Origin of the sequence: Edaphobacter dinghuensis, from assembly GCF_014640335.1 — a bacterium.
Classification (GTDB): domain Bacteria; phylum Acidobacteriota; class Terriglobia; order Terriglobales; family Acidobacteriaceae; genus Edaphobacter; species Edaphobacter dinghuensis.
Genome location: NZ_BMGT01000001.1, coordinates 439006 through 462913 on the forward strand (window position 1 = coordinate 439006; position 23908 = coordinate 462913).

21 protein-coding genes are annotated in these 23908 nt (G+C 59.1%); 13 read left to right on the plus strand and 8 right to left on the minus strand.

Translation table 11 applies throughout. The annotated features are described in order from the left end of the window. Positions 1 to 337 precede the first annotated feature (337 nt). Positions 338 to 1396 carry an acyltransferase family protein gene (locus IEW09_RS01710; RefSeq protein ID WP_263369071.1) on the plus strand — a complete coding sequence of 353 codons (1059 nt, stop codon included), beginning with the start codon at positions 338 to 340 and terminating at the stop codon, positions 1394 to 1396. A gap of 112 nt (positions 1397 to 1508) precedes the next feature. Beyond that, entirely contained in the window at positions 1509 to 1931 is a 423-nt protein-coding gene (locus IEW09_RS01715) for an NINE protein (protein ID WP_229739011.1), read from the plus strand. A gap of 109 nt (positions 1932 to 2040) precedes the next feature. Here IEW09_RS01715 and IEW09_RS01720 read toward each other — a convergent pair whose 3' ends face one another. After that, a complete protein-coding gene (locus IEW09_RS01720) occupies positions 2041 to 2973 on the minus strand; it encodes a hypothetical protein (protein WP_188552432.1) in 933 nt (310 codons plus the stop codon). A 394-nt stretch (positions 2974 to 3367) separates the two neighbouring features. Between IEW09_RS01720 and IEW09_RS01725 the strand changes: the two genes are divergently transcribed. From IEW09_RS01725 to IEW09_RS01735, 3 genes are all read left to right on the plus strand, one after another. Further along, entirely contained in the window at positions 3368 to 3967 is a 600-nt protein-coding gene (locus IEW09_RS01725) for a TMEM175 family protein (protein WP_188552433.1), read from the plus strand. A 110-nt stretch (positions 3968 to 4077) separates the two neighbouring features. After that, positions 4078 to 4548 (plus strand): YybH family protein, encoded by a 471-nt coding sequence (locus tag IEW09_RS01730; protein WP_188552434.1) that lies wholly within the window; start codon positions 4078 to 4080, stop codon positions 4546 to 4548. Between the two features lie 33 nt (positions 4549 to 4581). Next, entirely contained in the window at positions 4582 to 4920 is a 339-nt protein-coding gene (locus tag IEW09_RS01735; protein WP_188552435.1) for a YciI family protein, read from the plus strand. A gap of 6 nt (positions 4921 to 4926) precedes the next feature. Here the strand turns inward: IEW09_RS01735 and IEW09_RS01740 are convergent, their stop codons facing one another. Together IEW09_RS01740 and IEW09_RS01745 are read right to left on the minus strand one after the other, a co-directional pair. Then, a complete protein-coding gene (locus tag IEW09_RS01740) occupies positions 4927 to 5955 on the minus strand; it encodes a cytochrome D1 domain-containing protein (protein ID WP_229739012.1) in 1029 nt (342 codons plus the stop codon). A gap of 196 nt (positions 5956 to 6151) precedes the next feature. Continuing rightward, the gene (locus IEW09_RS01745) at positions 6152 to 6994 is read right to left on the minus strand and encodes an NmrA family NAD(P)-binding protein (RefSeq protein ID WP_188552436.1); all 843 of its coding nucleotides are present in this window, start codon (positions 6992 to 6994) and stop codon (positions 6152 to 6154) included. A gap of 118 nt (positions 6995 to 7112) precedes the next feature. Between IEW09_RS01745 and IEW09_RS01750 the strand changes: the two genes are divergently transcribed. Next, complete coding sequence (locus IEW09_RS01750; RefSeq protein WP_188552437.1) at positions 7113 to 8024, plus strand: LysR family transcriptional regulator; 912 nt, start codon at positions 7113 to 7115, stop codon at positions 8022 to 8024. Positions 8025 to 8083: 59 nt separating this feature from the next. Here the strand turns inward: IEW09_RS01750 and frr are convergent, their stop codons facing one another. Next, the gene (gene frr, locus IEW09_RS01755) at positions 8084 to 8668 is read right to left on the minus strand and encodes a ribosome recycling factor (protein ID WP_188552438.1); all 585 of its coding nucleotides are present in this window, start codon (positions 8666 to 8668) and stop codon (positions 8084 to 8086) included. Positions 8669 to 8948: 280 nt separating this feature from the next. Between frr and IEW09_RS01760 the strand changes: the two genes are divergently transcribed. From IEW09_RS01760 to IEW09_RS01770, 3 genes are all read left to right on the plus strand, one after another. Next, positions 8949 to 9410, plus strand: coding sequence for a DUF3592 domain-containing protein (locus IEW09_RS01760; protein ID WP_188552439.1), 462 nt, complete (start codon positions 8949 to 8951; stop codon positions 9408 to 9410). A gap of 210 nt (positions 9411 to 9620) precedes the next feature. Further along, a complete protein-coding gene (locus tag IEW09_RS01765) occupies positions 9621 to 12161 on the plus strand; it encodes an ABC transporter permease (protein WP_188552440.1) in 2541 nt (846 codons plus the stop codon). Between the two features lie 55 nt (positions 12162 to 12216). Then, positions 12217 to 13173 (plus strand): cation diffusion facilitator family transporter, encoded by a 957-nt coding sequence (locus IEW09_RS01770; protein ID WP_188552441.1) that lies wholly within the window; start codon positions 12217 to 12219, stop codon positions 13171 to 13173. A gap of 74 nt (positions 13174 to 13247) precedes the next feature. On the opposite strand, the gene IEW09_RS01775 is transcribed toward IEW09_RS01770, so the two are convergent. Both IEW09_RS01775 and bamA read right to left on the minus strand, forming a co-directional pair. Then, positions 13248 to 13673, minus strand: a complete 426-nt coding sequence (locus tag IEW09_RS01775) for an OsmC family protein (RefSeq protein WP_188552442.1) — start codon at positions 13671 to 13673, stop codon at positions 13248 to 13250. Between the two features lie 175 nt (positions 13674 to 13848). Continuing rightward, a complete protein-coding gene (gene bamA / locus IEW09_RS01780) occupies positions 13849 to 16809 on the minus strand; it encodes an outer membrane protein assembly factor BamA (protein ID WP_188552443.1) in 2961 nt (986 codons plus the stop codon). Between the two features lie 182 nt (positions 16810 to 16991). On the opposite strand from bamA, the gene murQ reads away from it, so the two are divergent. From murQ to IEW09_RS01800, 4 genes are all read left to right on the plus strand, one after another. Next, complete coding sequence (gene murQ / locus IEW09_RS01785; RefSeq protein WP_188552444.1) at positions 16992 to 17879, plus strand: N-acetylmuramic acid 6-phosphate etherase; 888 nt, start codon at positions 16992 to 16994, stop codon at positions 17877 to 17879. Between the two features lie 47 nt (positions 17880 to 17926). Beyond that, positions 17927 to 19114 (plus strand): glycerophosphodiester phosphodiesterase family protein, encoded by a 1188-nt coding sequence (locus tag IEW09_RS01790; protein WP_188552445.1) that lies wholly within the window; start codon positions 17927 to 17929, stop codon positions 19112 to 19114. A 133-nt stretch (positions 19115 to 19247) separates the two neighbouring features. Further along, on the plus strand, positions 19248 to 20171 hold the full coding sequence (locus IEW09_RS01795) for a NotI family restriction endonuclease (RefSeq protein ID WP_188552446.1): 924 nt from the start codon (positions 19248 to 19250) through the stop codon (positions 20169 to 20171). A gap of 14 nt (positions 20172 to 20185) precedes the next feature. After that, a complete protein-coding gene (locus IEW09_RS01800) occupies positions 20186 to 21088 on the plus strand; it encodes a DNA adenine methylase (protein WP_188552447.1) in 903 nt (300 codons plus the stop codon). A 205-nt stretch (positions 21089 to 21293) separates the two neighbouring features. Here the strand turns inward: IEW09_RS01800 and ruvB are convergent, their stop codons facing one another. Next, entirely contained in the window at positions 21294 to 22361 is a 1068-nt protein-coding gene (ruvB, locus tag IEW09_RS01805) for a Holliday junction branch migration DNA helicase RuvB (protein WP_229739112.1), read from the minus strand. 53 nt (positions 22362 to 22414) lie between these two features. Then, complete coding sequence (locus tag IEW09_RS01810; protein WP_229739013.1) at positions 22415 to 23761, minus strand: glycoside hydrolase family 27 protein; 1347 nt, start codon at positions 23759 to 23761, stop codon at positions 22415 to 22417. Between the last annotated feature and the right edge of the window lie 147 nt (positions 23762 to 23908).

Here is a 23908-nt window from a genome sequence, read left to right on the forward strand (position 1 = left end):
GCTTCGATCGTTTTGACTCACTGCTCAGCGTTCGTGACCTGCACCATGCAGACAGATTGAGCGATCAGCTTCGATATAATCAAGAAGAGACGATGCCGTGTAGGCGCACTCTCAACGATCAAATATTTTCAAGCAACTTAAATTGACGTTCTCGTTATCACTGCATTTACTTTCTGCACGCCTCCTGCCTTTACAATTAATCTAATCTTGCTAAAAGCAAAGGGAGGAAGCCATTCAGCCCACATTAGCTTCTTCCATCAGCCATTCCTCTGAACCTGGTCGCACGATCGAGGAAACCCGTCAGCGGCCCAAGCTCCGCCTCACTCACATCCGCGAGCTGGATGGCATCCGCGGAATGGCTGCTCTCGCCGTCTATTTTCATCACGTCTGCTATACCTCCATCCGCTTGCAGGACTGGGGTCCGGGCATCCGCGGGCTTTATCATCTGTCCGCCTATGGAAACAACGGGGTCGATCTCTTCTTTGTTCTCTCCGGATTTCTCATCACCTCGCTGCTCATCCAGGACCGCGCCAGCACTACCTACTACCGCAACTTCTATTGGAAGCGCGTTCTTCGCATCCTTCCTCTCTATGTTCTTTGCCTGATCGGCGTCTATCTCTTCGTCCCCAACTCGCACGGCTACGTTCTGTTGGCGGCGTTGTTCGTCGTGAACTTCGCAGAGGTCTTCCACGTCATTTCGACCGGGCCCTTCTGGACCCTGGCCATCGAAGAGCAGTTTTATCTGCTCTGGCCCACCGTCGTCCGCCGCCGCTCCATTCCTCAGCTCATTCGCTGGAGCATCGGCATCGGCCTCAGCGCAGTCATTCTTCGCCTGCTCGCTGCTTCGATCGGCCATCACAACTACGACCTTACCTTTCTGCGTTGCGATGGCCTGGCTATCGGTGCCTTCATCGCCTGCCAGTACGCGCTCAAGAACGATCAGGGCGCACAGCTGGCGGAGAGCGCCAAAGGCTGGATCACAGCGGGTTTTGTTCTTGGAGCCATTCTGTTCGCGGCCAACTTTCTGCCCTGGCACACGCAGCGGCAACTGGCATTTATCTCAGCGGCCTATCAAACCGGCGTCTCGCTTCTGGCCGGCTCTCTGATTGCCTTTGTCATCGTGCATAGCGGCACACGCTATCTCGCCATCTTCCGGTGGCGCCTTTTTACCTTCTTCGGACTAATCAGCTATGCCGTCTACATGATCCATATGTACGTGCTGATGGCGTACGACCATCTGCGCGGGCCTCTGCCTGCCGGAGACCTTACCGCCTATGCCGTTCGCTTCTTCACCGTGCTTGCCATCAGCGTCCTGCTGGCAGTGATGACCTATTACTTAATCGAGAAGCCTGCCATCTCATTGCGGAAGTACGTTCTCGCTCCCTCGAAGCCATAACATGCCCGGCATGAACCGCCGCTAGTTCAGGCGGTTCAGCGCCGCACAAAAAGGCAATGGAACCGCAGCAATTCTTTGCGCGTATTCTCTCTAAGTCTGGGAGAATGCAGCCATGCTGATCACCGATCCTATCTACACCGCCAACATGAACCCGCAGCAGCGCGCCTGGTTCTATGCCGAGTACGAGCAAGCCCGTAAGGACGAGGCCATCGGCGTTCTCTTAGCACTCTTCCTCGGATGCTTCGGACTCCATCACTTCTACCTTCGCCGTAACGGGCTTGGCGTGCTCTACCTCCTGTTCTTCTGGACCGGCCTCACCGCGATCCTCGGCTTCATCGAGTGCTTCCTGATGCCAGGCCGCGTCCGCGACTACAACGCGGCCCAGGCTACTTATATCGCCAGTAATATCCTCGCTACTCCCGTCGGTTACAGCGCAGCCGTTCCGCGCTGCCCCGTCTGTGGCGTGGCCTCCGAACCGGGTGCGGCCTTCTGCACGCACTGCGGAACCGCCGTCGTTCCGCCTGCAACGGCCTGAGTTTTCAACCAGTGCATCCTGTGTGACCGGATCTCTCGCATAAAAAAGAAGCCCGCATGATCGCCATGCGGACTTCTTTTTTATTTCTCGAAAGCAGTAAATCGCAGCGTTACATGTTGGTGTGGCCGCCGCGCATCTCTTCGTTAAAGGTGGGCTTGGTGAAGGCGAGCGCGTCCGCCAGCTCCTTTGCATACTGCTCGTTGCGGGCCAGCAGGGTTGCAGTGGACGTGGCGTATTCGCCATCGGCTGCCAACTGGATGAGGCCTTCTGCAGCCAGTGCCTTCGCAAGCTTCTTCAGCTGGTCGAGCGTGGTGTCGAGGTACTGCGCATCGCGCGGATCGACCAACCACACCGGGGCTCCGCCACCGAGCACGCCCGAAAGCCAGTAGGTCTTGGCGGCGAGGAACTCCTTCTGCTGCGCTTCGGTGGTGTCGTTGAAGACGAACACCTTGCGCTTGGAACTGTAGTAGCGCGTCGTGACCGGCACCGGCTGGCGGTTGCCGCTCTTAACCAGCTCCAGTTGGCCCTGGTCCATGGTCTTGCGCACAGCGTTGTAGATAAAGCTCTCGGCAAAGGGCTGCTCGGGAGCGGCGACGACCTCGCGAAAGGTCACCGTCATAGACGCGGCAATCTTGGAGTGCAGCAGGCGCTCATTTCCATCTTCGAGCCAGACTTCGCCGTGGACGAGCGAGGTGTCCGCGCCCGAGGTCGAGGCGTGAAAGGGCCACTCGAACTTACCGAAGCTCAACGGCAGGCCGCCGAGGGTGAGGTAACAGTCGGGGCGCGCGCTCTTGAGGCGCTTCGCAGCCTCGGCAAGATATTCCTTCACGACACCGGCCAACGCCGCACTGCTGAAGTCGAATGCGGCGCTCAGCTCAAGCACCTGCGTCTTCGATGGGTCGGAGGCGAGCCCGAGCGTAAACCGCGTCGTGGGGCCGCCGCTAAAGTCCTTGCCTTCGACGCTCGAAACCACTGCCAGACCGGCTGCCTGTGCCGCCGCTACCACCTGTCCTGCCAATACCGTCTGTGCTTCAATACTCATCTGCCCGTATCATCCTTTATTTTTCGGCGATCCTGACTATTTTACGACTCCCGCAGAACTGCGATGGAGGGCACCCCTTGGGGTACTTTTGCCGTAAATCTCCTGATTGCATACAGATGCGTGGAATATCCATCGCAAAATATTGCATTCAAGAGAGTTATAGTCAAGATATTGCATTGAAAAGAGTTAGCGGCGCTGACCGACCGCGGCCTTGAAATCTTTTCTTCTGCTGTCTTATGCCTTAATTGTAATGAATGGCGAGAAACTAATTTGCAGGTTTGCGGGATTTATTTTCTTCTGCAACTTATTTATATAGTTATAGTTACGAAACGACCCCCATTCAGGGGCACTTGACAGGAATTTTAGGGGAGCCGATAAAAGGCTCCAATTGGCCATGGACGATCAACTCTCCTCCACATCCCGGCTCGAAGCCTTCTCCGACGGCGTCATTGCGGTCATCATCACCATCATGGTGCTGGAGCTGAAGGTTCCAGCACAGCGCGGCGTCGCCGGTCTGCTCTCCGTTGTGCCGACGCTGGTGGTCTACTTCATCTCGTTCAGCTTTACCGCGATCTACTGGGTTAATCATCACCATCTGGTCCATCGGATCGAGCAGTCGGACCAGCGCGTGCTCTACGCCAACCTTGGCTTCCTGTTCTGCCTGTCGCTGCTGCCGTTCTTTACGTCATATGTGTTGGAAAAGGAGAACGACTCGTTCTCGATCGCGCTCTATGCCGCCTCCATGGTGATCACCGGGTTCAGCTTTCTTCTGCTGCGGTTGGCCATTGAGCGCAGGATGCGCGTGGCCGGCACATTTCATCCGGGGGATGCTGCCATTCAGCGCAAACATCTGCTGAGTCTGGGTCTCTACGGGCTGGCGATACCGCTGGCCTACTATCATCCTTCGGTGGCGCTCGCTGATATCGCCCTGGTCACCGTGGTCTGGATCGTCCCTACCGCGGGAACGAAGCCCTGCGACGACGATAACCGCTAGATTGCGGCTCAGGTCGAAGAGAGAACCCCGCTGGTTTAGAAAAAATAATTGGATGACTTTTCTTTGATCCGGATTTGCTACATTGGCCGTAACAATTTTGAGGTGCTTTTATGCTTCGCTCTCGTGTTGCCGTCCTTGCCCTGATCGCTGCCGCTCTGTTCGCGGCTCCTGTCGCGCACCCACAAGATTTGCAGGCACTTACCACCGCGTCGCGGGAACAGCTTGACGTGGTTAAAGTGCTGCTGACCCAACAGGCGGCGTGGAACAACGGCGACATCGACGCCTTTGTGCAGACGTATAAGGACGCGCCCGACACCCTGATGGTGACGCACCAGATCTCGCACGGCTTTGCCGGGCTGGTGGATGAGTACAAGCACGACTACCCCACCAAGGCAGCCATGGGCACGCTTACCTTCTCAGAGCTGGAGGCGAAGACGCTCGATGCCAACTTCGCCATCGTGGTGGGCAAGTATCATCTGGAGCGCGGCAAGAAGGATGGCGGCAACGCTCAAGGGGTCTTCAGCGTTGTGCTCGAAAAGACGGACAAGGGATGGAAGATCGTTCTTGACCACACCACCTAAACAGGCTGAAGAAGCCGAAGCACAGGAGGAATCATGGCGCAGTATCTGGTTGCGATCTACCACCCCGACAACTACGACTCTTCCGTTGAGACCGAAGCGATGTCGCGCGACATCGACGATCTCAACGATGAGATGGTGGCTGCGGGGGTAAGAGTTTTCGTTGGCGGTCTCTCCCCGGCCAGCAGCGCAAGATCGCTGCGGAAGCAGCCCGATGGCAAAGTACTGGTCACCGATGGGCCATACCTGGAGACCAGGGAACACATAGGCGGTTTTTGGGTGCTGGAAGCTGCTGATATGGACGAAGCCCTGGCGTGGGGACGCAAAGCTGCCGCCGCCTGCCGGACATCGGTTCAGGTGCGACGGTTTAACTAAACAAGGTTATTTCGCCCAGGCCAAACCGTCCGCGCCCTTGCCGGTGGCGATAATGTCCTTAACCTTCCAGCCGATCAGATCGATGACAGCGACGCGGCCGGTGGTATTGCAGGAGACGTAGGCCATCTTGCCGTCGGGGCGCATCAGGATCTCCTGCGGCGCGCTGGGAACGTCAAGTGTTCGCACGACCTTGAGGCTCTTGAGATCGACCACAGCCACCTTGCTCGCCGAAGGCATCGCGACCAGCAGCCAGCGTCCGTCCATCGTCGAGGCGGTGCCGTAACCAACCGCGGGAATGGCGATCCAGCTCTTAACCTTGTTCGATGCCGTATCGATGACGGCCAGCCGCGGCTGGGTCTGGTCCGCGGTAAATACCATCGAGTCGTCGCGCGAGACCGAGATGCGCTGCGTGTCTTTGGAGATGGGGATGATCGCCAGCGTCTTGCGTGCCTTCATGTCGAGCACCGAGACGGTTCCGGGGCCGACGTTGGCGGTGTAGCCACGGCTGCCATCGCTCGACAGCGCCAGCATGTGCGACTGCTCCTGCCCGGTGGGAATCTTGCCGACGATCTTGAGCGTGTTCGGGTCGATGATGGTGACGGCTTTGTCTAACTCGGTCGTGACGTAGAGCATGCCGGTGTTGGGATCGTAGACAGCGCAGTGCGGCCTGACCTCGTGGCCGAAGTCGAGCTTGTTGACGATCTTGCGGCTGGCGATATCGATCACCAGCATGGAGTGGCCGTTGAGTCCCGGCTTGCCTACGCCGGTGCTGCCGTAGATAGGCACATAAGCCAGACGGCCGTCGGGAGAGGTGGCTGCCTCGTGTCCGTGAACGCCGGGTGTGTTCTCGGCGACGGTGCCCTCCTGCGCATCGGTAGCAGGGTTGACGACGCTGACGTTGGCCTCGCCCTGGTTCACCACGATCAGCGCGGCGTGGCCTGGGGCGCCGGGACGGTTCTGCGCCAGACCGGCAACGGAGAACAAGCCAAGGCAGACACTGCCCGCTACAGTACAGGAAAATATTGTCTTCAGCATAGGCTGACGAGTATACGCAAAAGCACGGCAACTGCTCTACTGGCCCGGCGCAACAGGTTGCTGAGCTGGCAGCGCAGGCGGCGTCCTGCCCTCCGCACGCAGAGAAACCGTCTCTCCCTGTAAAAACGAAATAGCCCATAACTGACCATCTTGCTCGTTATGGGCTATTTCGATGACCTCTGCTGCATGTCTTCGATCAGGCAAACCGGGCTGCATGTTCCTTAGCCCATGACTGGAAGGTTTTGGGCGGCCTTCCCGTCACCTGCCTGATGGTGTCTTTGACGACCGCCGTCTTTCCTTCGCGAACCAGTTCGAACGACTGCCCCACCGCCGCCGCCACCGGAGCCGGTGTGCCAGCGTCAATCATCCCCTGCACCGCAGCCTCCGTAGGGACATCGACCGACCGAATTGGCTTGCCCGTCGCCTTCGCCAGAATCTCGACCTGCTCCGGTACGGTGAGCAGCTCGCCGCCGGTGACTTCGAAGACCTCCGAGGTAAGGCTCGCATCGGTGAGCGCATGAACCGCAACGGCCGCCAGATCTTCCGGCGCTACAGGGGCGACCTTGCCGGCTCCCGTAGCGTTATAGACGACTCCCTCTGCGCAAACGCTACCGATCCACTGGAAGGCGTTGGTCATAAACGCTCCTGCGCGGATGAATCTCCCCGACAGTCCCGACGCGCGGATAACGTCCTCCTTGTCCTTATGCAGCCGTCCGATTGGAGAATTTTCGAAGCCTGCAAAGAGCGTCGAGAGAAAGACGACTCGCGGATTGCCCTCTGCCTTCGCAGACGCGATGAGCTGGCGGAAGACCTCTCCGTCGAGAGCACCATTCATCAAAAAGATCCCTTCGACTCCGCTCGCCGCCTTCGCGAAGGTCTCCGGCGAAGTAAGGTCGCCAACCGCGACCTCTACCCGATTGCCCCAATGCGCGACCTTGGAGGCGTCGCGGGTAAAGACGCGCACCTTGCGGCCGCTGGCTAAAAGCTGCTCTACCACCTGACTTCCCACATTTCCTGTTGCTCCAATAACGAGATACATCTTCCTGCCTCTCTTTCTTCTTGCTGACTTTCATGACAAGAGATTCAGACAGAGTACGCATCGATCTATGAAACAATCACATTTACATGCAACAGACTGTTTCACTAAAGGGACAATCATGATCGACTTGAACGATCTGCAATGCTTCGTCCATGTCTCTCAAACACAAAGCTTCACCCGCGCGGCAAAACGGCTCGGTGTTCCCAAATCGAGCATCAGCCGCGCCATTCAACGGCTGGAGGACCGCCTGGGAGTGCGTCTGGTGGAGAGGACTACGCGCAGGGTGACGCTTACTGAGGTGGGAGAGGTCTACCTGAGCCGCTGCCAGCGCATGATGGAAGAGGCCGAGCAGGCCGACCTTGCCGTAGGAGCCCTTCAAGGCAAGCCGCGAGGAACATTGCGCGTGGGGGCTCCGGTCGCCTTCGCTCGCTCGATTCTTGGGCCAACCATGGGAGAGTTCGTTAGGCTCTATCCTGAGCTGCGCCTGCATCTGCAACTGCTGAACGGAGACGAACCTCCACGCGAGGGCACCTTCGATGTTGTAGTGCGGGCCGGAACGTTGGAGGACTCCGGGCTTCTGGTGAAGCCGCTGATGCAGATTCGGCTTGGAGCGTATGCCAGCCCCACTTACCTGCTCAACCAGAAGCTGCCTGAAACGCCCGCAGACCTTCTTCCATTGAGCTGCATTACCACCACCTGCGACACGTTCGGCGAGCCGGGAGAGTTCACCACCTGGAGACTACGCAAAGGGACGGAGCTGAAGGAGGTGAAGGTGAATTCGCGGGTGTCGGTGCCCGATCCGACGATCAATCACCAGCTCGCCCTTGCAGGAGCAGGCATCGCACTGCTGGCACAGTCCGTCGTGCAAATAGATGTGGAACAAGGCCGACTGATTCGCATCCTGCCGGAGTGGGAGCCTGCGCCCGTCGAGCTTCACGCTCTCTATCCTTCGCGGCTCGATTCGTCTCCGAAGGTGCGGGCGTTTCTTGGCTTTCTGCGGGAACGGTTCGGTACGGGCAGCTCGTTCTAAAAAGATAAGGGCCGAGCAACTCTGCCCGGCCCTGTCTCTTTAACTCATGACGCGAATGATCAGACGGTCATCACTTCTTTTTCTTTGGCCTTGAACAACTCCTCGATGCGCTTGATCTCGGCGTCGGTCAACTGCTGAACCTCTTCACTGGCGCGCTTCTCGTCGTCGGCGGAGATCAGCTTGTCCTTGGCGGCCTTCTTGATCTGGTCGTTGCCGTCGCGGCGGATGCTGCGGATGGCGGTCTTGTGGTCTTCGAGCGTCTTGTTCAACTGCTTGACCACATCTCTGCGCCGCTCCTCGGTCATGGGAGGCACGGGAACGCGGATCACCTTGCCATCGGACATGGGGTTCAGGCCGGTTCCCGAGGTGCGGATCGCCTTCTCGATGGCCGAGACCATGCCCAGGTCGTAGGGCGAGACCAGAATGAGCGTCGGCTCGGGGGTGCTGACCTGGCCCATCTGGGCGATCGGGGTATCGGTGCCGTAGTAGTCCACCCGAATCTGGTCGAGCATGTGTACATTCGCCCGTCCGGTACGCGCGGAGAGAAGGTTCGCTCGGAAGTCTTCGACCGACTTCTCCATGCGCGTCTTCAACTCCTGGTGTGTTCCCTTCAATGCCTCGATATTCGCCATCGCAGATGCCATAAACCTTGTCCTCATGCGCGGATGCGCCAAAGCAAATTCTACTGGAAATCGACCGCCTCCCGGCGCAGCGGGGGTCGCTTTTTGGAGCGAAATTGGCTGATTCCATATTTTTTCCTTACTTTTCGGAGATCCGAAACCGGGCAATCTCCTGTAGCGAAATCCGGTAGCAAAGATTGGCTGTTCCCTTTTGACGCAGAAGAATATTGCCAGACATGATTCGTGCCCCGGAATCATCGTCCGCTCATCGGCGATAGGCTATGCTTTTGGGCAGAGACTCTCTGTGCTTTCCTTGATTTCATTGCATCTGCCGCTCCACCTCCGTTCTCCGCGCAACGCCGCCGCTGTTGCGATTGGGACCGCCGCCATCGCCGGTATTGCGTGGTACACCCTCCGCCGTCCGCGACGAAGTGCGGAGGAGATTGAACACGAGCGCCGCGAGCTGCTCGCCAGCATCGGCCGCATCACCGACGGCAGCATCACGGACGCGCCCATCCGGCAGGATGGGCAAGCCGGCACGAGCGCCGGGTCGCTGATTATCGTCTACAACTACCGCATCGCAGGCGTGAGCTACGAGTGCGCGCAGGATGTAAGCAGCCTCGCCGAGCACGTCCGCGACGTTCGCGCCGACCTGCCCATCCAGGTGCGCTACGACATGCACAATCCCGGCAACAGCATCGTCGTCTCCGAGTCGTGGAGCGGGCTGCGCCTCAGCCCGCATCCACACGACCACGAGACCACTTGATCGGCCTTGGCAGACGGATGCACTAAATACCCTGGCCTGCTTTCCTCTGTTCGATTTCGGACATACTTTTGCGAACCCGGACACCGGGCCTGTCAAGTTCGATTGAGATATCGCATCGACAACCCATGTTTTGAATCACTTCGCCGGTGCCGGTTTTGGCGCTTCACGTGCCGTTCCATTCGCGACAAGATGGCTCTTCCGAGGTGAACGATGACATTCTCGCAGGATCTGCGTTACGCATTCCGCCAGCTGCGCCGGACGCCCGGCTTTACCTTGACGGCGGTGTTGACGCTGGCGCTGGGCATTGGAGCCAACATCGCCATCTTCACGCTCGTTCACGCGGTGCTGCTCAAGCCGCTGCCTATCAAAAATCCGCAGCAGATCTACCGCATCGGCGACGGCAATCTCTGCTGCGAGTGGGGCGGCCTGCAGGACTCGTGGAGCATCTTCGACTATCCCTTCTACAAGCACCTGACTGAAACCTCCCCGGCGTTTGAACAGATCACAGCATTCTCCGGCAGCAGGTATGCCATGAGCATCCGCCGCGCCGGTTCGAATGCAGCAGCGCAAAGTACAAAGAGCGAGTTCGTCGCGGGCAACTACTTCTCGACCTTCGGAGTGCAGCCGAGCGCAGGGAGGATGCTCACTGCTTCCGACGATCGACCCGAGGCGCCTGCCGTGGCCGTGATGAGCTATCGCATGTGGCAGCAGACCTACGCATCCGATCCTTCGGTCATCGGCTCGACCTTCACCTTTAACGGCCTGCCGGTAACGGTCGTAGGCATCGCCGCTCCGCAGTTCTTTGGCGACCGTCTGGAGAGCGACCCTGCCAATCTATGGATTCCGCTGCATCAGGAGCCGGTCTTCGAGGAGCGGGGCGATCTCTCAAACTTTGAGACGCCCGGCATGTCCTGGCTCTATCTCTTTGGACGGCTCAAGCCGGGCACGAACCCGGCCACGGTTCAGGCCCAGCTCACCGCGCAGTTGCAGCAGAAGCTCATCGCCGACGGTCATCTCGATAAAACCGATCTTGCCAAGCTTCCCAATCAGAAGATTCTCCTTACTCCGGGCGGTGGCGGCATCTCGCAGTTCAGAAGCAGATCGAGGGATGGCCTTTATCTGCTCTCCATTGCCTCAATGCTTGTGTTGTTGATTGCCTGTGCGAACCTGGCAAACCTGCTGATGGCTCGCAGCGCGGCGCGGCAGCAGCAGACCGCGCTTCGCCTGTCGCTTGGGGCCACACGCCTGCGGCTGATTCGCGCTGTGCTGACGGAGAGCGTTCTGCTCTCGCTCATCGGCGGCGCCGCCGGGACTCTGCTCGCCTATGGAGGAGCGAAGGCGCTATTGATGATGGCCTTTCGCGGCGCAACCTACGTGCCCATCAGCGCCTCGCCTTCGCTGCCGATTCTGGCCTTTGCGTTGTTGATCTCGCTGATCACGGGAGTCGTCTTCGGCGTTGCCCCGGCGTGGATCGGGACGCATGCCGATCCGTCGGAGGGTCTGCGCGGCGGCACACGCAATATCGGAGGCAAGGCAGTGCGTCCGCAGAAGGCTCTGATTGTTGTGCAGGCTGCGCTCTCGCTGGTGCTGCTGGCCGTCGCCGGTCTGGTGACGCAGAGCCTGCGCAATCTCGAAAAGGTCGACATGGGATTTGAGACGCATGGGCGGCTGATCGCCTCGATCGACCCGATGGGAGCGGGCTATAAGCCGGAGCAACTGCCCGCGCTCTATCAACAGGTACAGGATCGTCTTAACGCTATCCCCGGAGTTCGCAGCGCCAGCTTTTCGCGGTTCAGCCCGCAGAACGGCTGCTGCATGACGATGGATATCTCCATTGGCGGCCGTTCGGAGAGCTGGATCGGAGACACCGACGTCATCGCTCTGCGGGTGAGCCCGCACTACTTCGAGACGATTGGCACGCCCGTGCTGCGTGGCCGCCCCATTACCGATCAGGACACCGCCACCTCGCAGCATGTAGCCGTCGTCGACGACGCCTTCGCGCGAAAGTTCTTCGCCGGAAGCGATGCGATTGGAAAGCACTTTGGCCTCTCTCTGCCGGGCCACGGCTACGACTATGAGATCGTTGGCGTGGTGAAGAACACGATGTATCAAAGTCCCGCCTCGACGCAGATGCCGATGTACTTTGTGCCGTTTGCGCAAATGATTCAATATCCGCAGACGGGCTATGCGCGGATGGAGACGGGCACGTTGTACTTCCGTTCGATCCAGCTCAGTGTCAATGGCTCGCCCGAGAACTACGAGAGCCCGTTACGCCAAGCGCTCGCCAGCATCAATCCCGACCTGGCTCCGACCAACGTCATGACCTACAGCGAGCAGGTGGCCGTTCAGTTCAACCAGCAACGCCTGATGGCACGGCTCACCGGCCTGTTCAGCCTACTTGCACTTCTGCTGGCCTCGGTGGGGCTGTACGGCGTGACGGCCTACAACGTCACGCGACGCACCAACGAGATCGGTGTCCGCATGGCGCTGGGGGCCAATCGCGGCAACGTCCTCGGCATGATTCTGCGCGGAACATTCTCACAGATCGCTCTGGGACTCGGTATCGGTATTCCTGTGGCCATCCTCTGCAGCCGCTATCTGGCCCATCAACTCTATGGCGTCGGTCTCTTCGATCCGCTGATATTAGGCGGAGCAGCCGCTACCTTATGCGTTTGCGCTCTGGCCGCCGGACTCCTGCCCGCGCACCGTGCCGCATCGATTGAGCCGTCCGAGGCTCTCCGAGCGGAATAACACGCCATTAACTCAACGGATTGAACCGCGACTGAGGCAGGACTACACTTAGATCATGCACATGGTCGCCACCCCTAACCGCAAGATGCAACGCGTCCTGCAGTTTTCCATGGGGCTTACGCTCGCTTATGTCGTCGCGACCTTCTTCTTCGGCCTGCGCGCCCACTCGCTGGCCCTTATCTCCGAGGCCGGGCATAACGTCTCCGACCTGCTGGCCATCCTGCTCTCCTTCGTCGCCGTCTACTTTCAGGCGCGACCCGCCACCGAAGAGAAGACGTTCGGCTACCAGCGCGCTGGCGTGCTCGCCGCCTTTGTCAATGCGCTTACGCTGATCGTGCTCTCCGCGTGGATCGCAATCGCCGCCATCCATCGTCTGAGCGCCCCGGTTGCAGTACAGCCGAAGCTGATGATGTACGTCGCCGCAGCCGGCGTGCTGATGAACGGCACCGTCGCCACGCTGCTCTGGCGCTTCTCGGGCGACGTCAACATCCGTAGCGTCTTTCTCCACATGCTGGGCGATACGCTCTCGACCGCAGCAGTCATCGCAGGCGGCGCAGCGATCCTGTTTACCGGCATGACGTGGATCGACCCTGTACTGTCGATCATCATCGCCGCCATGATTCTGTGGAGTTCGTTCGGCATCGTCCGCGAGACGCTGAACATCCTGCTCGAAGGTACGCCACGCAACGTCCAGTTGGGCGCGGTGCGCGACGCCATGGAGGCGGTTCCGGGAGTGGTCAACGTCCACGATCTGCACGTCTGGTCGCTCGGCTCGCAGTCGCGCGCGCTGGCCAGCCATGTGACGATTCCGGAGATGCCGATGTCGGAGTGCAGCAGCATCCTCGAGGCCATCAACTGCGCCTTGCGCGACCGCTTCCACATCCACCACACCACCATTCAGTTTGAGACCCGGGGCTGCGAGACCACCCACGGTTGCAGCGCTCCGCCGGAGCTGGAGGCCGTCGGCGCACACGACCACCATCACCACCACGGCCACTCGCACTCACACTAAAAACCTTTTCTCAGTCCTTGCAACAAAAAGCCCGACTCTAAGAGCCGGGCTTCTCCTTTAGCGCTCATCAAACCCTAGACTAATGTCGCGTCCAGCGTGATCTCCGCAGCCTTCAGCACCTTCGACACCGGGCAGCCGACCTTGGCTTTGGCGGCAAGCTCGTCGAACTTCGCCTTGTCCGCACCGGGAACCTTGGCCTTGGTGGTCAGATGGATCTTGGTGATGGTGGGGCCTTCCCCGTGCAGGTCGAGCGTGAGCCGAGCCGTCGTCTCGATGGAGTCGGGGACGAGACCGGCTTCGGTCAACTGGGCGCTCAGCGCCATGCTGAAGCAGCCGGCGTGGGCTGCTGCAATCAACTCTTCGGGATTGGTTCCGACGCCCTCGGCAAACCGGGTGGCGAAGCTATACTGCGTCTCCTTCAGGGTGCCGCTCTGGGTGGAGATGGTGCCTTTGCCCTCTTTCAAACTGCCATGCCAGACTGCGCTTGCGCTGCGTTCCATCGCGTTTCTCCTTATGCCAAGAGTAGAACATCAATCGTTGCCGATTTTCTTCAACAGAGCTTTAGATGACGGGGAAAAGTTCCGCGCTTGTGGATTTTCCTGTTCCTCTTGATGTCAAAAGGAAAGAGGCCCGCATAAAAACGCCGGGCCTCGCAGTTGGTACAGGGTTCGATGCCTAGAAGGTCGTGCTGACCGTCAGGCGGAAGGTTTTACGCGGTTCGCGCAGCAGGTAGTTTGCGCCGTAGTACTGCACCGCCTGCTGGTAGCTGTACAAGCCCGCGTCCGAGTTCGGGAAGAAGCTCTGGAAGGTGTTGCCGACACCGGAGTTCGGTACCGCAAGCTCCTGCGGGATGGTCTTGTAGAGACGCAGCGGGTTGTAGGCGTAGTAGAGCCGGAAGGGAGCGTTGACGATCGGCAGGATCACCTGCAGCTCGGCACCGTTCGACATACGCGGCACAAAGTTGGTTCCCGGCACCACATGCAGCTGTTGCGGGAACGACACCGACTGGCCGCCGAAGCAGGAGCCGTTGACGAAGGTGGGGCAGCCGTACGATGCACCGGCGATGACCGCCTGTCCGGCGACGCTCTGCCGCAACTGGCTAGCCTGCGCGTCGAAGGTCAGGTTGAAGTCGGTGAAGAACGCAAACGTCACCTGGCTGACGATCGGGATACGGTACTCCACGTTGCTCGTGAAGCTGGTGTCGCCGCCGATCGAGACCATGCGGTACACCGGTATCGGGATCTTGATCGAGCCAAGCGTCGGGTTGGTCGGATCGATAGGAACTGTGTTGCCATCGGGGTTGGTCAGGTTGAACATCACCCGCGTCGGGATGAAGGTATACGGCCCGGCCGAACGGACGTCGAAGCCGCGGATGTCCTGATCGCCGCCGCTGTAGAAGCGGTTGGTGGGCGGAGCGACATCGCCGCCGAAGCCAGCCGTATGCGCGAACTGGATACGGTAGCCGAGCACGTTATGGCCTTCGCGATTAACCTTCAGGCCCTTCATCGGGAAGAACTGACGGTAGCTCAGTTGCGGCGAGTAGTACTTAACGTTGCCGCCGATGCCTGCAACCTGGATGTCGAAGTTGAAGTCCTTACCGTTATGCGGCCCGACCGCGCGGTCGAGGCTCGAGAAGGTAAAGCTCGGCGTCAGCACCGAGGTCACGATACCGTTCAACTGGTTCGGGCCCTGGACTCCGGAACGGAAGGCCAGCGACTGGAAGACGTTGCGCGTGTTGTCGTTGAACGTCGATACCGAGGAGCGCGACAGCGCGTAGGCCAAACCGATGCGGGCGACACCGGTGCGCGTCCACAGATGACGCAGCGGCTCGCTCGTGGTGATCGTCAGACCGGTAGTCGCCGTGTTGTAGTTGGTCAGCAGCGACTGTTGTGCATTGGTCAGGTTCTGGCTCTGGTTGTTGGCGATGCCGTAGCTCTTGGCCGGGTTGTAGTCGTACTTTTGCGTGAACACCTGCATGCCCAGCGAGATCGGCTTGTTGTGCAGGTAAGGCTCGGTAAATCCGAAGCTCAACTGGCGCGACAGGTCGCCGATGTTCGCCTGCACCGAGAGCGTCTCGCCCAGACCCAGGAAGTTGTTGGTCGAGTAGTTCAACCCGATAAAAGTTCCCGACAGGCCGCTGATACCGCCGTTCAGGCCGATGGAGTTCTTGCCCTTTTCCTTGAGCTTCAGCAGCAGATCGACGGTTCCGTCGTCCGCATTCTGACGGCTCTCGGAGTCCTGATCGGCCTTCAGCGTGTCGAAGTAGTTCAACTGGTTCAGGCGCAGGATCGAGAGGTCCCAGAGACGGGAGTTGTAGACCTGGCCCTCTTCGAGCAGCAGCTCGCGGCGGATGACCTTGTCGCGGGTAATGGTATTGCCGGTGAACTCGATGCGCGACACATAGAAGGGCTTGCCCTCGTCGATGTCGATGTTCAGATAGATCAGCTTCTTGGCTTCGTCGATGCGCGGGGTGGGCGATCCGACGAAGTTGATGTAGCCCAGCTCGCCGTAGGACTTGCGCAACTGGTCAAGGCCCTTCTGGAACTTGGTGGCGTCAAACCACTCGCCGTCCTTCTGCGTGAACTGTGCGCGCAGAACCTTAATATTCGTCACGGCTTTATTGCCGGAGAAGGTAATGCCGCCCAGACGGTAACGCTCACCCTCTTCGACCGGCATCAGGATATCGACGCGCTTGCCCTTGGAGGGACGCAGCGTGAACGGATTCAGGCCGCCTGCATCGCGGACGTGGGTGGTTGGTTCGGTGGTCAGCGCCTTGAAGTAGCCGCGGTCGCGGTACGCCTGACGGACGCGCTCGGTGTCTTCGTCGAGCTTGGTCGCGTCGAAGGTCCGGGCAAAGAGGTTCTCAAGAAGAATCGAGTGCGGTATGCCGATCGGCTTCAGGTTCTTCATCGCCCGGCGCAGGGTACGGTCGCTCAGGGCGCTGTTGCCGGTGAACTCGATCTTGCCCACCTTAACGGTCGGGCCTTCCTTCACATTGAAGGTGACGGAGACGCCTGCCGGAGGAATGGTCTTGATGGTCTCGGTGACGCTGGCAAATTGATGGCCGTGCGCCGCCAGCATCTCCTTGATGACGACCTCGGCCCGCTTGATCTTGGTGGGGTCGTACTGGCTCTCAACCGAGAGGCCGACCTTGGCCTTCTTGAAGGCTTCGAGCACATCGGACTGCGAGACCGAACTGAGCCCCTTGTACAGAAGCTCCTTGATGGTCGGCTTTTCCTTGACGTAGATGATGAGCTGAACGCACTTCGACGTGTCCAACCGCTCAATACGAATGTTGTCAAAGTAGCCCGTGTTCCACAGGGAGTTGAAGTCCCGCTCGACGACCGATGGATCGTACAGGTCGTTCTGGTGGCTGAACAAGCGCGCCAGCACCGATTCCTTGGGGATACGCCGGTTGCCGATCACCTCCGGCTGGCATAAGGTCTGCACTCCCTGCTCTGCGGTGGGGGTCGTGGCGGCATTATTCTGCGCCATCAGGGCCGGGCCGGAGAAGGCGGCAAGGGAGAAAAAGAGCACGGCTTGGGCAATGCGGGAGCGGCTGGAGCGCGTGCACACAGGCTTGGTCTTGCTTTTCAGGGAGCTTCCGCTCTCTCGATTCACGGTAAAGATACGCACACCCTCACTGCTCTAGAAATAACGCTCCGCCAGCACATGACAGCGAAGCCTTGATTATATGGGACAGCCAGATTGTTAGCGAGTTCACCGCAAGGTTCCAGCTAAAATCGCCACCACCCATCCTACAACCTCGAAACGTAATCATTGCCTCATTCCCCGTGCAGCCCCATCATGGAAGCACCATGAATCTCGCCGCCCTGCCCACCGAAGCCCGTAATCCAGCTAGCGAACACATCGACCAGCTCCCCACCCTCGATATGCTGCGCGTCATCAACGACGAGGACGCCAAGGTTGCCGCCGCCGTCGCCGCCGAGCTTCCCCACATTGCCAACGCCGTCGACGCCATCGCCGCCCGCTTCGAGCAGGGTGGCCGCCTCTTCTATATAGGAGCAGGCACCAGCGGCCGCCTCGGCGTCCTCGACGCCTCCGAGTGCCCGCCCACCTTCTCCGTCCCTGCAACGCTCTTTCAGGGCATCATCGCCGGCGGCGACGGCGCACTGCGCAACTCCAGCGAGGCCTCCGAAGACTCTCCCGAGCAGGGCGCAGCCGACCTCGTCTCCCACGCCTTCACCGCCCAGGACGCCCTGATCGGCATCGCCGCCAGCGGACGGACACCGTATGTCCTCGGTGCTCTCACCCACGCCCGCAAACTCGGCGCACTGACGATCTCGCTCACCTGCGTTCCCGACTCGCAGATGGCGGCCATCGCCGACATCGCCATCGCCCCGGCCACCGGCCCCGAGGTCCTCACCGGAAGCACCCGCCTCAAAGCCGGCACCGCCACAAAATTAGTGCTCAACATGCTGAGCACCGGAGTCATGATCCGCGCCGGGGCAGTCTACGGCAACCTCATGGTCAACGTCCAGCCGACGAACGCCAAATTAGTCGACCGCGCCCAGCGCATCATCAGCGCGGCCACCGGCGTCGATCAGCCCGCCGCCGCAAAACTTCTCTCCGAAGCCGGAAGCGTCAAGACCGCCATCCTCATGCAGAAGCGCTCGCTCGACCGGAGCGCCGCGGAAGAAAAACTAAAGGCATCCCGAGGAAGCCTCGCTGCAGCATTGCAATAAGCAACTTTGCTAAAAAATAATCTCTATCCGCTATCATCAGCCCTCTCATGAAATTTCTCCCTTTTGCCGTCGGCCCTCTCGTCCTCGCATCCGCTTCACTCGTTGCCCAGCAGGCCCCCACCATGCCCACCAATCCCTTTCTCGGCCTTATGACCGCCGCCCGCGCCCATGCCAAAGCTCACGGCGCACCCGTCCCCGTTCTCTCGCCCGTCGATGCCACACTGCTCGGCGCCAATCCTCCCGTCGATGTCACGCAGCTCCACCAGGCCGGCTTCCGCGTCGTTCCCTGGACCACCAACGACCCGGTCAAGATGCGGGCCCTGATCAACCTCCGCGTCGACGGCATCATCACCGATCGCCCCGACATCCTGCAGACCATCCTCAAGCAAGAGGCCGCCGACCACCCCGCCGACGACGCCTACTTCGCCCGCTTCGACGTAGCCGCGCATCGCGGAGGCCGCGGACTCCGCCCCGAAAACACCCTGCCGTCATTCGAAGACGGCCTCGACCACCTCGCCACCACGCTCGAGACCGACACCGGCGTCACCACCGACCACGTCTCCATGATCTGGCACGATCAGTTCCTCAACCCACAGTCCTGCCGCCACGCCGACGGCACGCCCTACACGCTGGCCAACCGCGTCTATACCCGCGACATCTCGAGCACCGAGGCGCAGCGCACCTTCATCTGCGACAAGCTCCGCACCGGCCCCTACCCGCCGAACACGCAGACCAACGACCTCAGCCTCTCGCCCGTCGCGGTCGCCTTCGCCAAACACGAGCACCTCATCAGCCCCTACGTCCCCACCAACGTCGAGCAGCTCTTCCACTTCGTCGCCTTCTACGTGAAGTACTACACCACCGGCCCCGGCAAATCGAACCCCAACGCCGCCACCCGCGCCTCCAACGCAGCCAGGGTGCGCTTCAACATCGAGACCAAGATTCTGCCGTTGCCCAACGACCCTGCGGGCCGCTCGGTCGCCAACCTGCCCGTGCCGAAAGCCAACGCAGAACCCACCACCAACCACACCGTCGACCCGCAAACCTTCGTCACAACGCTCTGCGGAATCATCACGCGCAACCACATGGAGAGCCGCTCCGAAGTCCAGAGCTTCGACTTCCGCACCCTGCAACTGGTCGAAGAGCAATTCCCCAAAATCCCCACCTACTACCTAACCGCCAGCCCCAAGATACTGAGTACAGAGTTCGTACCAACTGCGCTGCGCCAGCCCTAATTCGTGTGGTAAGTGTAGGCAAGGCCACGCATCTATAGATTATTTTTAATGAGCGTTTTGTCTTGTTGACGTAAGCGGTATCCTAAGCCGTGAAGTTGTCATTTCTGATCGCACACAAGGGAGCAAGAACTAATTGGCGAATCAACCTATTGCTGAACTTTTCGGGTTTCCGCCAGATAGCGAAACTGAGCGTGCCACTCGATATAGAACAAATCGGCTTTGTCCTTACAACAACAAAGTTCCCAGTTGCACCAAGGATAGCGTCACAGATCCTCTAGGCGTATGCACAATTTTTCACGGCGAAAAGTTGGCCGTCATTTGTCCAGTCCGGCTTCGGCAAGATTGGATTATCGCGGAACAGGCAGCGGCGTTCTTCTTCCCGCCAAAGGCGAATTGGACGACACTCGTCGAAGTTCGACTGAAAGACAAACAGGGCAAATCGGCTGGCAATATTGATGTTGTTCTGGTTGCTTATGACGATGAAGGCAGAATTACGGATTTCGGCTCTTTAGAAGTCCAGACGGTTTATATCAGCGGCACGCTACGAAAGACCTTCTTCAAGCCCCTGATGGATGACCGTACGGCATATTTCGCGACGGATTGGGCCAAAAGCCGAAAGAAAAATCCTGGCCCCGATTATCTTTCCTCGTCGCGCAAACGCCTTGCTCCGCAGCTCATTTTCAAGGGTGGAATTCTGAAAGCATGGAAGAGAAAACAGGCTGTTGCGGTCCACAGTGCGTTTTACGATACGCTACCCAAACTTCCCGAAGTGGCACAAGAAAAGGCTGACCTCGCATGGTTGATCTACGATCTTGTTTGGGATGGACACGACAAGAAATACAATTTGAAACATACGCGGACTGTCTACACGGAATTTAAGACAGCGTTGGACAAAATCACCATCTCGGAACCGGGTCCTATGGAGGACTTTGTAGCTGCGCTTCAGATTAAACTTGATGCAAAGCTGGAAGGTGCCACGTTGGCCCAACTAGCAGACACGTCAGCCGACATTCCAGCAGACGAACCGGATTTATTGGACCAGCTCGAAAACCTTTAGGAGTTAAGGCGTAAATGAATCTTTTCGTAGATATTGAAATCGAGCCCCAATCCGAAAAGATCGTAAATGTGGCATCGGTTCCACAACGAAGTCCATTTCGTTATCCAGGTGGTAAGACATGGCTTGTCCCCATTGTCCGCAAGTGGTTGAAAACCAGAAAAGCAAACGAATTGATTGAGCCGTTCGCCGGCGGGGGAATAATCAGCCTCACCGTTGCATTCGAGGAATTGACCAATCGTGTAACGATGGTTGAATGCGACGATCAAGTGGCTGCCGTTTGGGAAACGATCTTTAGTGGCGGTGCCCAAAAGCTTGCCGAGCATATTGTGAATTTCTCGATGACGCTCGATAACGTCCAGTCAGTGCTGTCAAAAACCGACATGTCGAGAGAAGACCTGGCATTTCAAACAATTCTGCGCAATCGAGTGAACCACGGAGGAATTCTGGCCCCTGGAAGCGGTTTGCTGAAACACGGCGAAAACGGAAAGGGACTCAAGTCGCGTTGGTATGCTGACACTCTCTATAGACGAATCACGAACATCAACCACATCAGAAACCGTGTCTCTTTTGTCCACGGCGATGGTATGAAGGTTATGCAGGACAACCGCGAAAAGACGGATACAGTTTATTTCATTGATCCTCCCTACACTGCGGCTGGGAAAAAAGCGGGTTCGCGACTCTACACGCACAGTGAACTCGACCATGAGCATCTCTTTCAAATCGCAGCGGGAGTCGCGGGAGACTTTCTAATGACATACGACAACGCCGGTGGCGTCCAAGAGTTGGCTCGAAAACATAATTTCGATTTGGAGCCTGTCAGCATGAAAAACACCCATCATGCCGAGATGACAGAGCTTTTGATCGGACGCGATCTTGATTGGGTGCGCCGCAACAGTCCCCGGCAAATAGCTAGCTAGTGCATCTACCCTCCAAAAGCCCTTGACACCCCGGTTAAAATTAAATCAGAGAGAAAGGAAAAGACCCGGCACACCGCCGGGTCTTTTCCTTTAACAGGTCCAGACCGAAGTCTGGACTTAAGTACTTTATTTCGAAGACTTTGGGACTTAAGTACAGAGGGGGTATACCCCCTCGCAAGTCCAACGGCGGAAGGGGATGCCTAGGCTAGAACAGGCTCAGCTTGCGCGGCATCTCGATGCCCAGATGCTCGTAGGCCAGCCGCGTCGCTACCCGCCCGCGCGGGGTGCGGTCGAGAAAACCGATCTGGATCAGGAACGGCTCGTAGACCTCTTCGAGGGCGTCCTGCTCCTCGGCCAGCGCAGCGGCGAGAGTGTTCAGGCCGACCGGGCCGCCGTCGTATTTTTCGATGATGGTTCTGAGCAGCCGCCGGTCCAGCTCGTCGAAGCCGTGCGCGTCCACCTCAAGCAGCGTCAGCGCGGCTTGCGCCGTTGGCCTGTCGATCACTCCCTGCGCTCGTACCTGCGCGTAGTCGCGGACGCGCCGCAGCAGCCGGTTGGCGATGCGCGGTGTTCCCCGCGAGCGCATGGCGATCTCAGCCGCGCCGTCGCGGTCGATAGGAACGCCCATCACCTCGGCGCTGCGCTCGACCACGAACCGCAACTCGTCGTCGGTGTAGAACTCCAGCCGCAGCAGAATGCCGAAGCGCGACCGCAGCGGCGACGAAAGCAGCCCCGGACGCGTCGTTGCCGCCACAAACGTAAACGGCTTGATGTCCATGACGTGCGTGCGCGCCGCCGGGCCCTGACCGATCATGATGTCGAGCTTGTAGTCTTCGAGCGCTGTGTAGAGTTTTTCTTCGAGCACCGGTTGCAGGCGATGGATCTCATCGAGAAAGAGCACCTGCCGCTCGCGCAGGTTGGTCAGGATCGCGGTGAGGTCTCCCTGAATCTGCAACGCGGGGCCGGAAGTTTGTTGGTAGCCGACCTCAAGCTCGTTGGCAATGATGGTGGCGAGCGTGGTTTTGCCCAGTCCCGGCGGCCCGAAGAGCAGCACATGGTCGAGCGCCTCGCCGCGTGACTTCGCTGCTTCGAGCGCGATGGCCAACTGCTCCTTGGCCTTCTCCTGCCCGACGAACTCGCGCAGTCGCGTTGGCCGCAGCTTCAGCTCGAAGGCTGCGTCCTCGTCGACGCGCCCAGCCGAGACCAGCCGCTCCGCCTCAGACGAGGCCCGGTTCAAATTGATCTTCTTGAGATCCGCCTTGTTCGCCGCAATATCCACTAAAGGCGATGGTAAGGCGAACACTGCCGCGAAGCAAACACCAAATGCTACCGCCGCAGCTCCAGCAGCAAAACGCCGTGCGCAGCTACTGTATTTTCAACTGACGCGATCGTGCCCATCTCTTTCTTTCCCCAGACATCGCGCACTGAATACTTCCCGCTCGCCAGCCCATACTTCGTAAAGTCTGCCTTCACTGGAGCAGCCGAATCTCCGACGTTGAACAGCGCCAAATATCTCCTGCTGCCAACCTGCGTGGTCCACGCAACGATAGCGCCGTCCTGTCCAATGAGACGCTGGCTTTGTCCACGCTGATCCATCGCCACGATTGCGGGATTCGTCACCAGCGCCTGAGTCCAATCATCCAGTTCGGTCACATTGCCGCCAAAGAACAGCGGCGAGCGCGCAATCGACCACAACGTCACCAGCGTCCGCTGCTCGTCCTGCGTCAGCCGCGTGGCGCGCGGCTTGCCGTCGCCCGGAACCGGTTCGAGCCTGCCCAGCGGAAGCATGTCGGCGTCGGGCCAGTTGCCGGGTTTCACATACTTTGCCCAGCTAGCGATGACGTTGAACTGGTCCTTCACATTCTGCGACCACTCTTTGTTCTTCTCCCAGTGATCCCACACGTCGTTGGAGATGCGCCAGAGCTGCGCGTTCTGTCCCAGCTCCACGGCTTCAGATAGCGGCGCAGGTCCGGGCGAAAGACTCAGCACAATCGGGCGGCCTGTCTTCGCGATGGCGCGGTGAATCATGCGGATCTCATCGCCCTTGTAGGGATGCGAGGCGATGCAATCGACCTTGATGTAGTCGATGCCCCAGCTTGCGTACTGCTTCATCAGCGCGTCGTACCAGGCTTGCCCTGCGGCGTTGTCCTTTACGCCGAAGTTGTCGGGGTTCCACGGGCACTTGTCGGTCGTATCGGCGGCATCGGCGGCATGAAATGCGCTGCCAGCGATCGGCATATTTCCGGCGACGGCTTTCTTCGTGATGCCTCGAATGATGTGGATGCCGAACTTGAGTCCTTGCGCGTGCACGTAGTCGGCAACAGGCTTGAAGCCGGCATCGCCTTTGGCGGTGGCAAAACGGTTGAGCGCTGGCTCGTATCGTCCATTGACGTCGATGCGGTACTGCAGCGTCTCAGGCTTCGACGCACTTTGCGGATTGGCGAGGTACCATCCCTCATCGACCACAGCGTACTGATAGCCCGCGGGCTTCAGACGCTTTACCAGCGCATCGACGTTAGCGCGAAACTGCGATTCATTGACGGTCAGACCGTAGGAGTCCCAACTGTTCCATCCCATCGGCGGCGTGGACGCCAGCATCTTCTGTTGCGCTGCTGCCTGTATTCCTACAGCGAGCACTACTGTAGCCAATCCCCAGCACAGGTTCTTCCGCATATCGCCGCGCCTCCGTTTTGCGAGCTTTTATCACTGCTATTTCAATTTGCTCGATTTCTATATTTATGGATGCGCCCACTATACCGAAACATCTGCCGTGGCGAGTAACAACGAAATACAGGGGTCTCTCCACTGCGGCGTGCGATG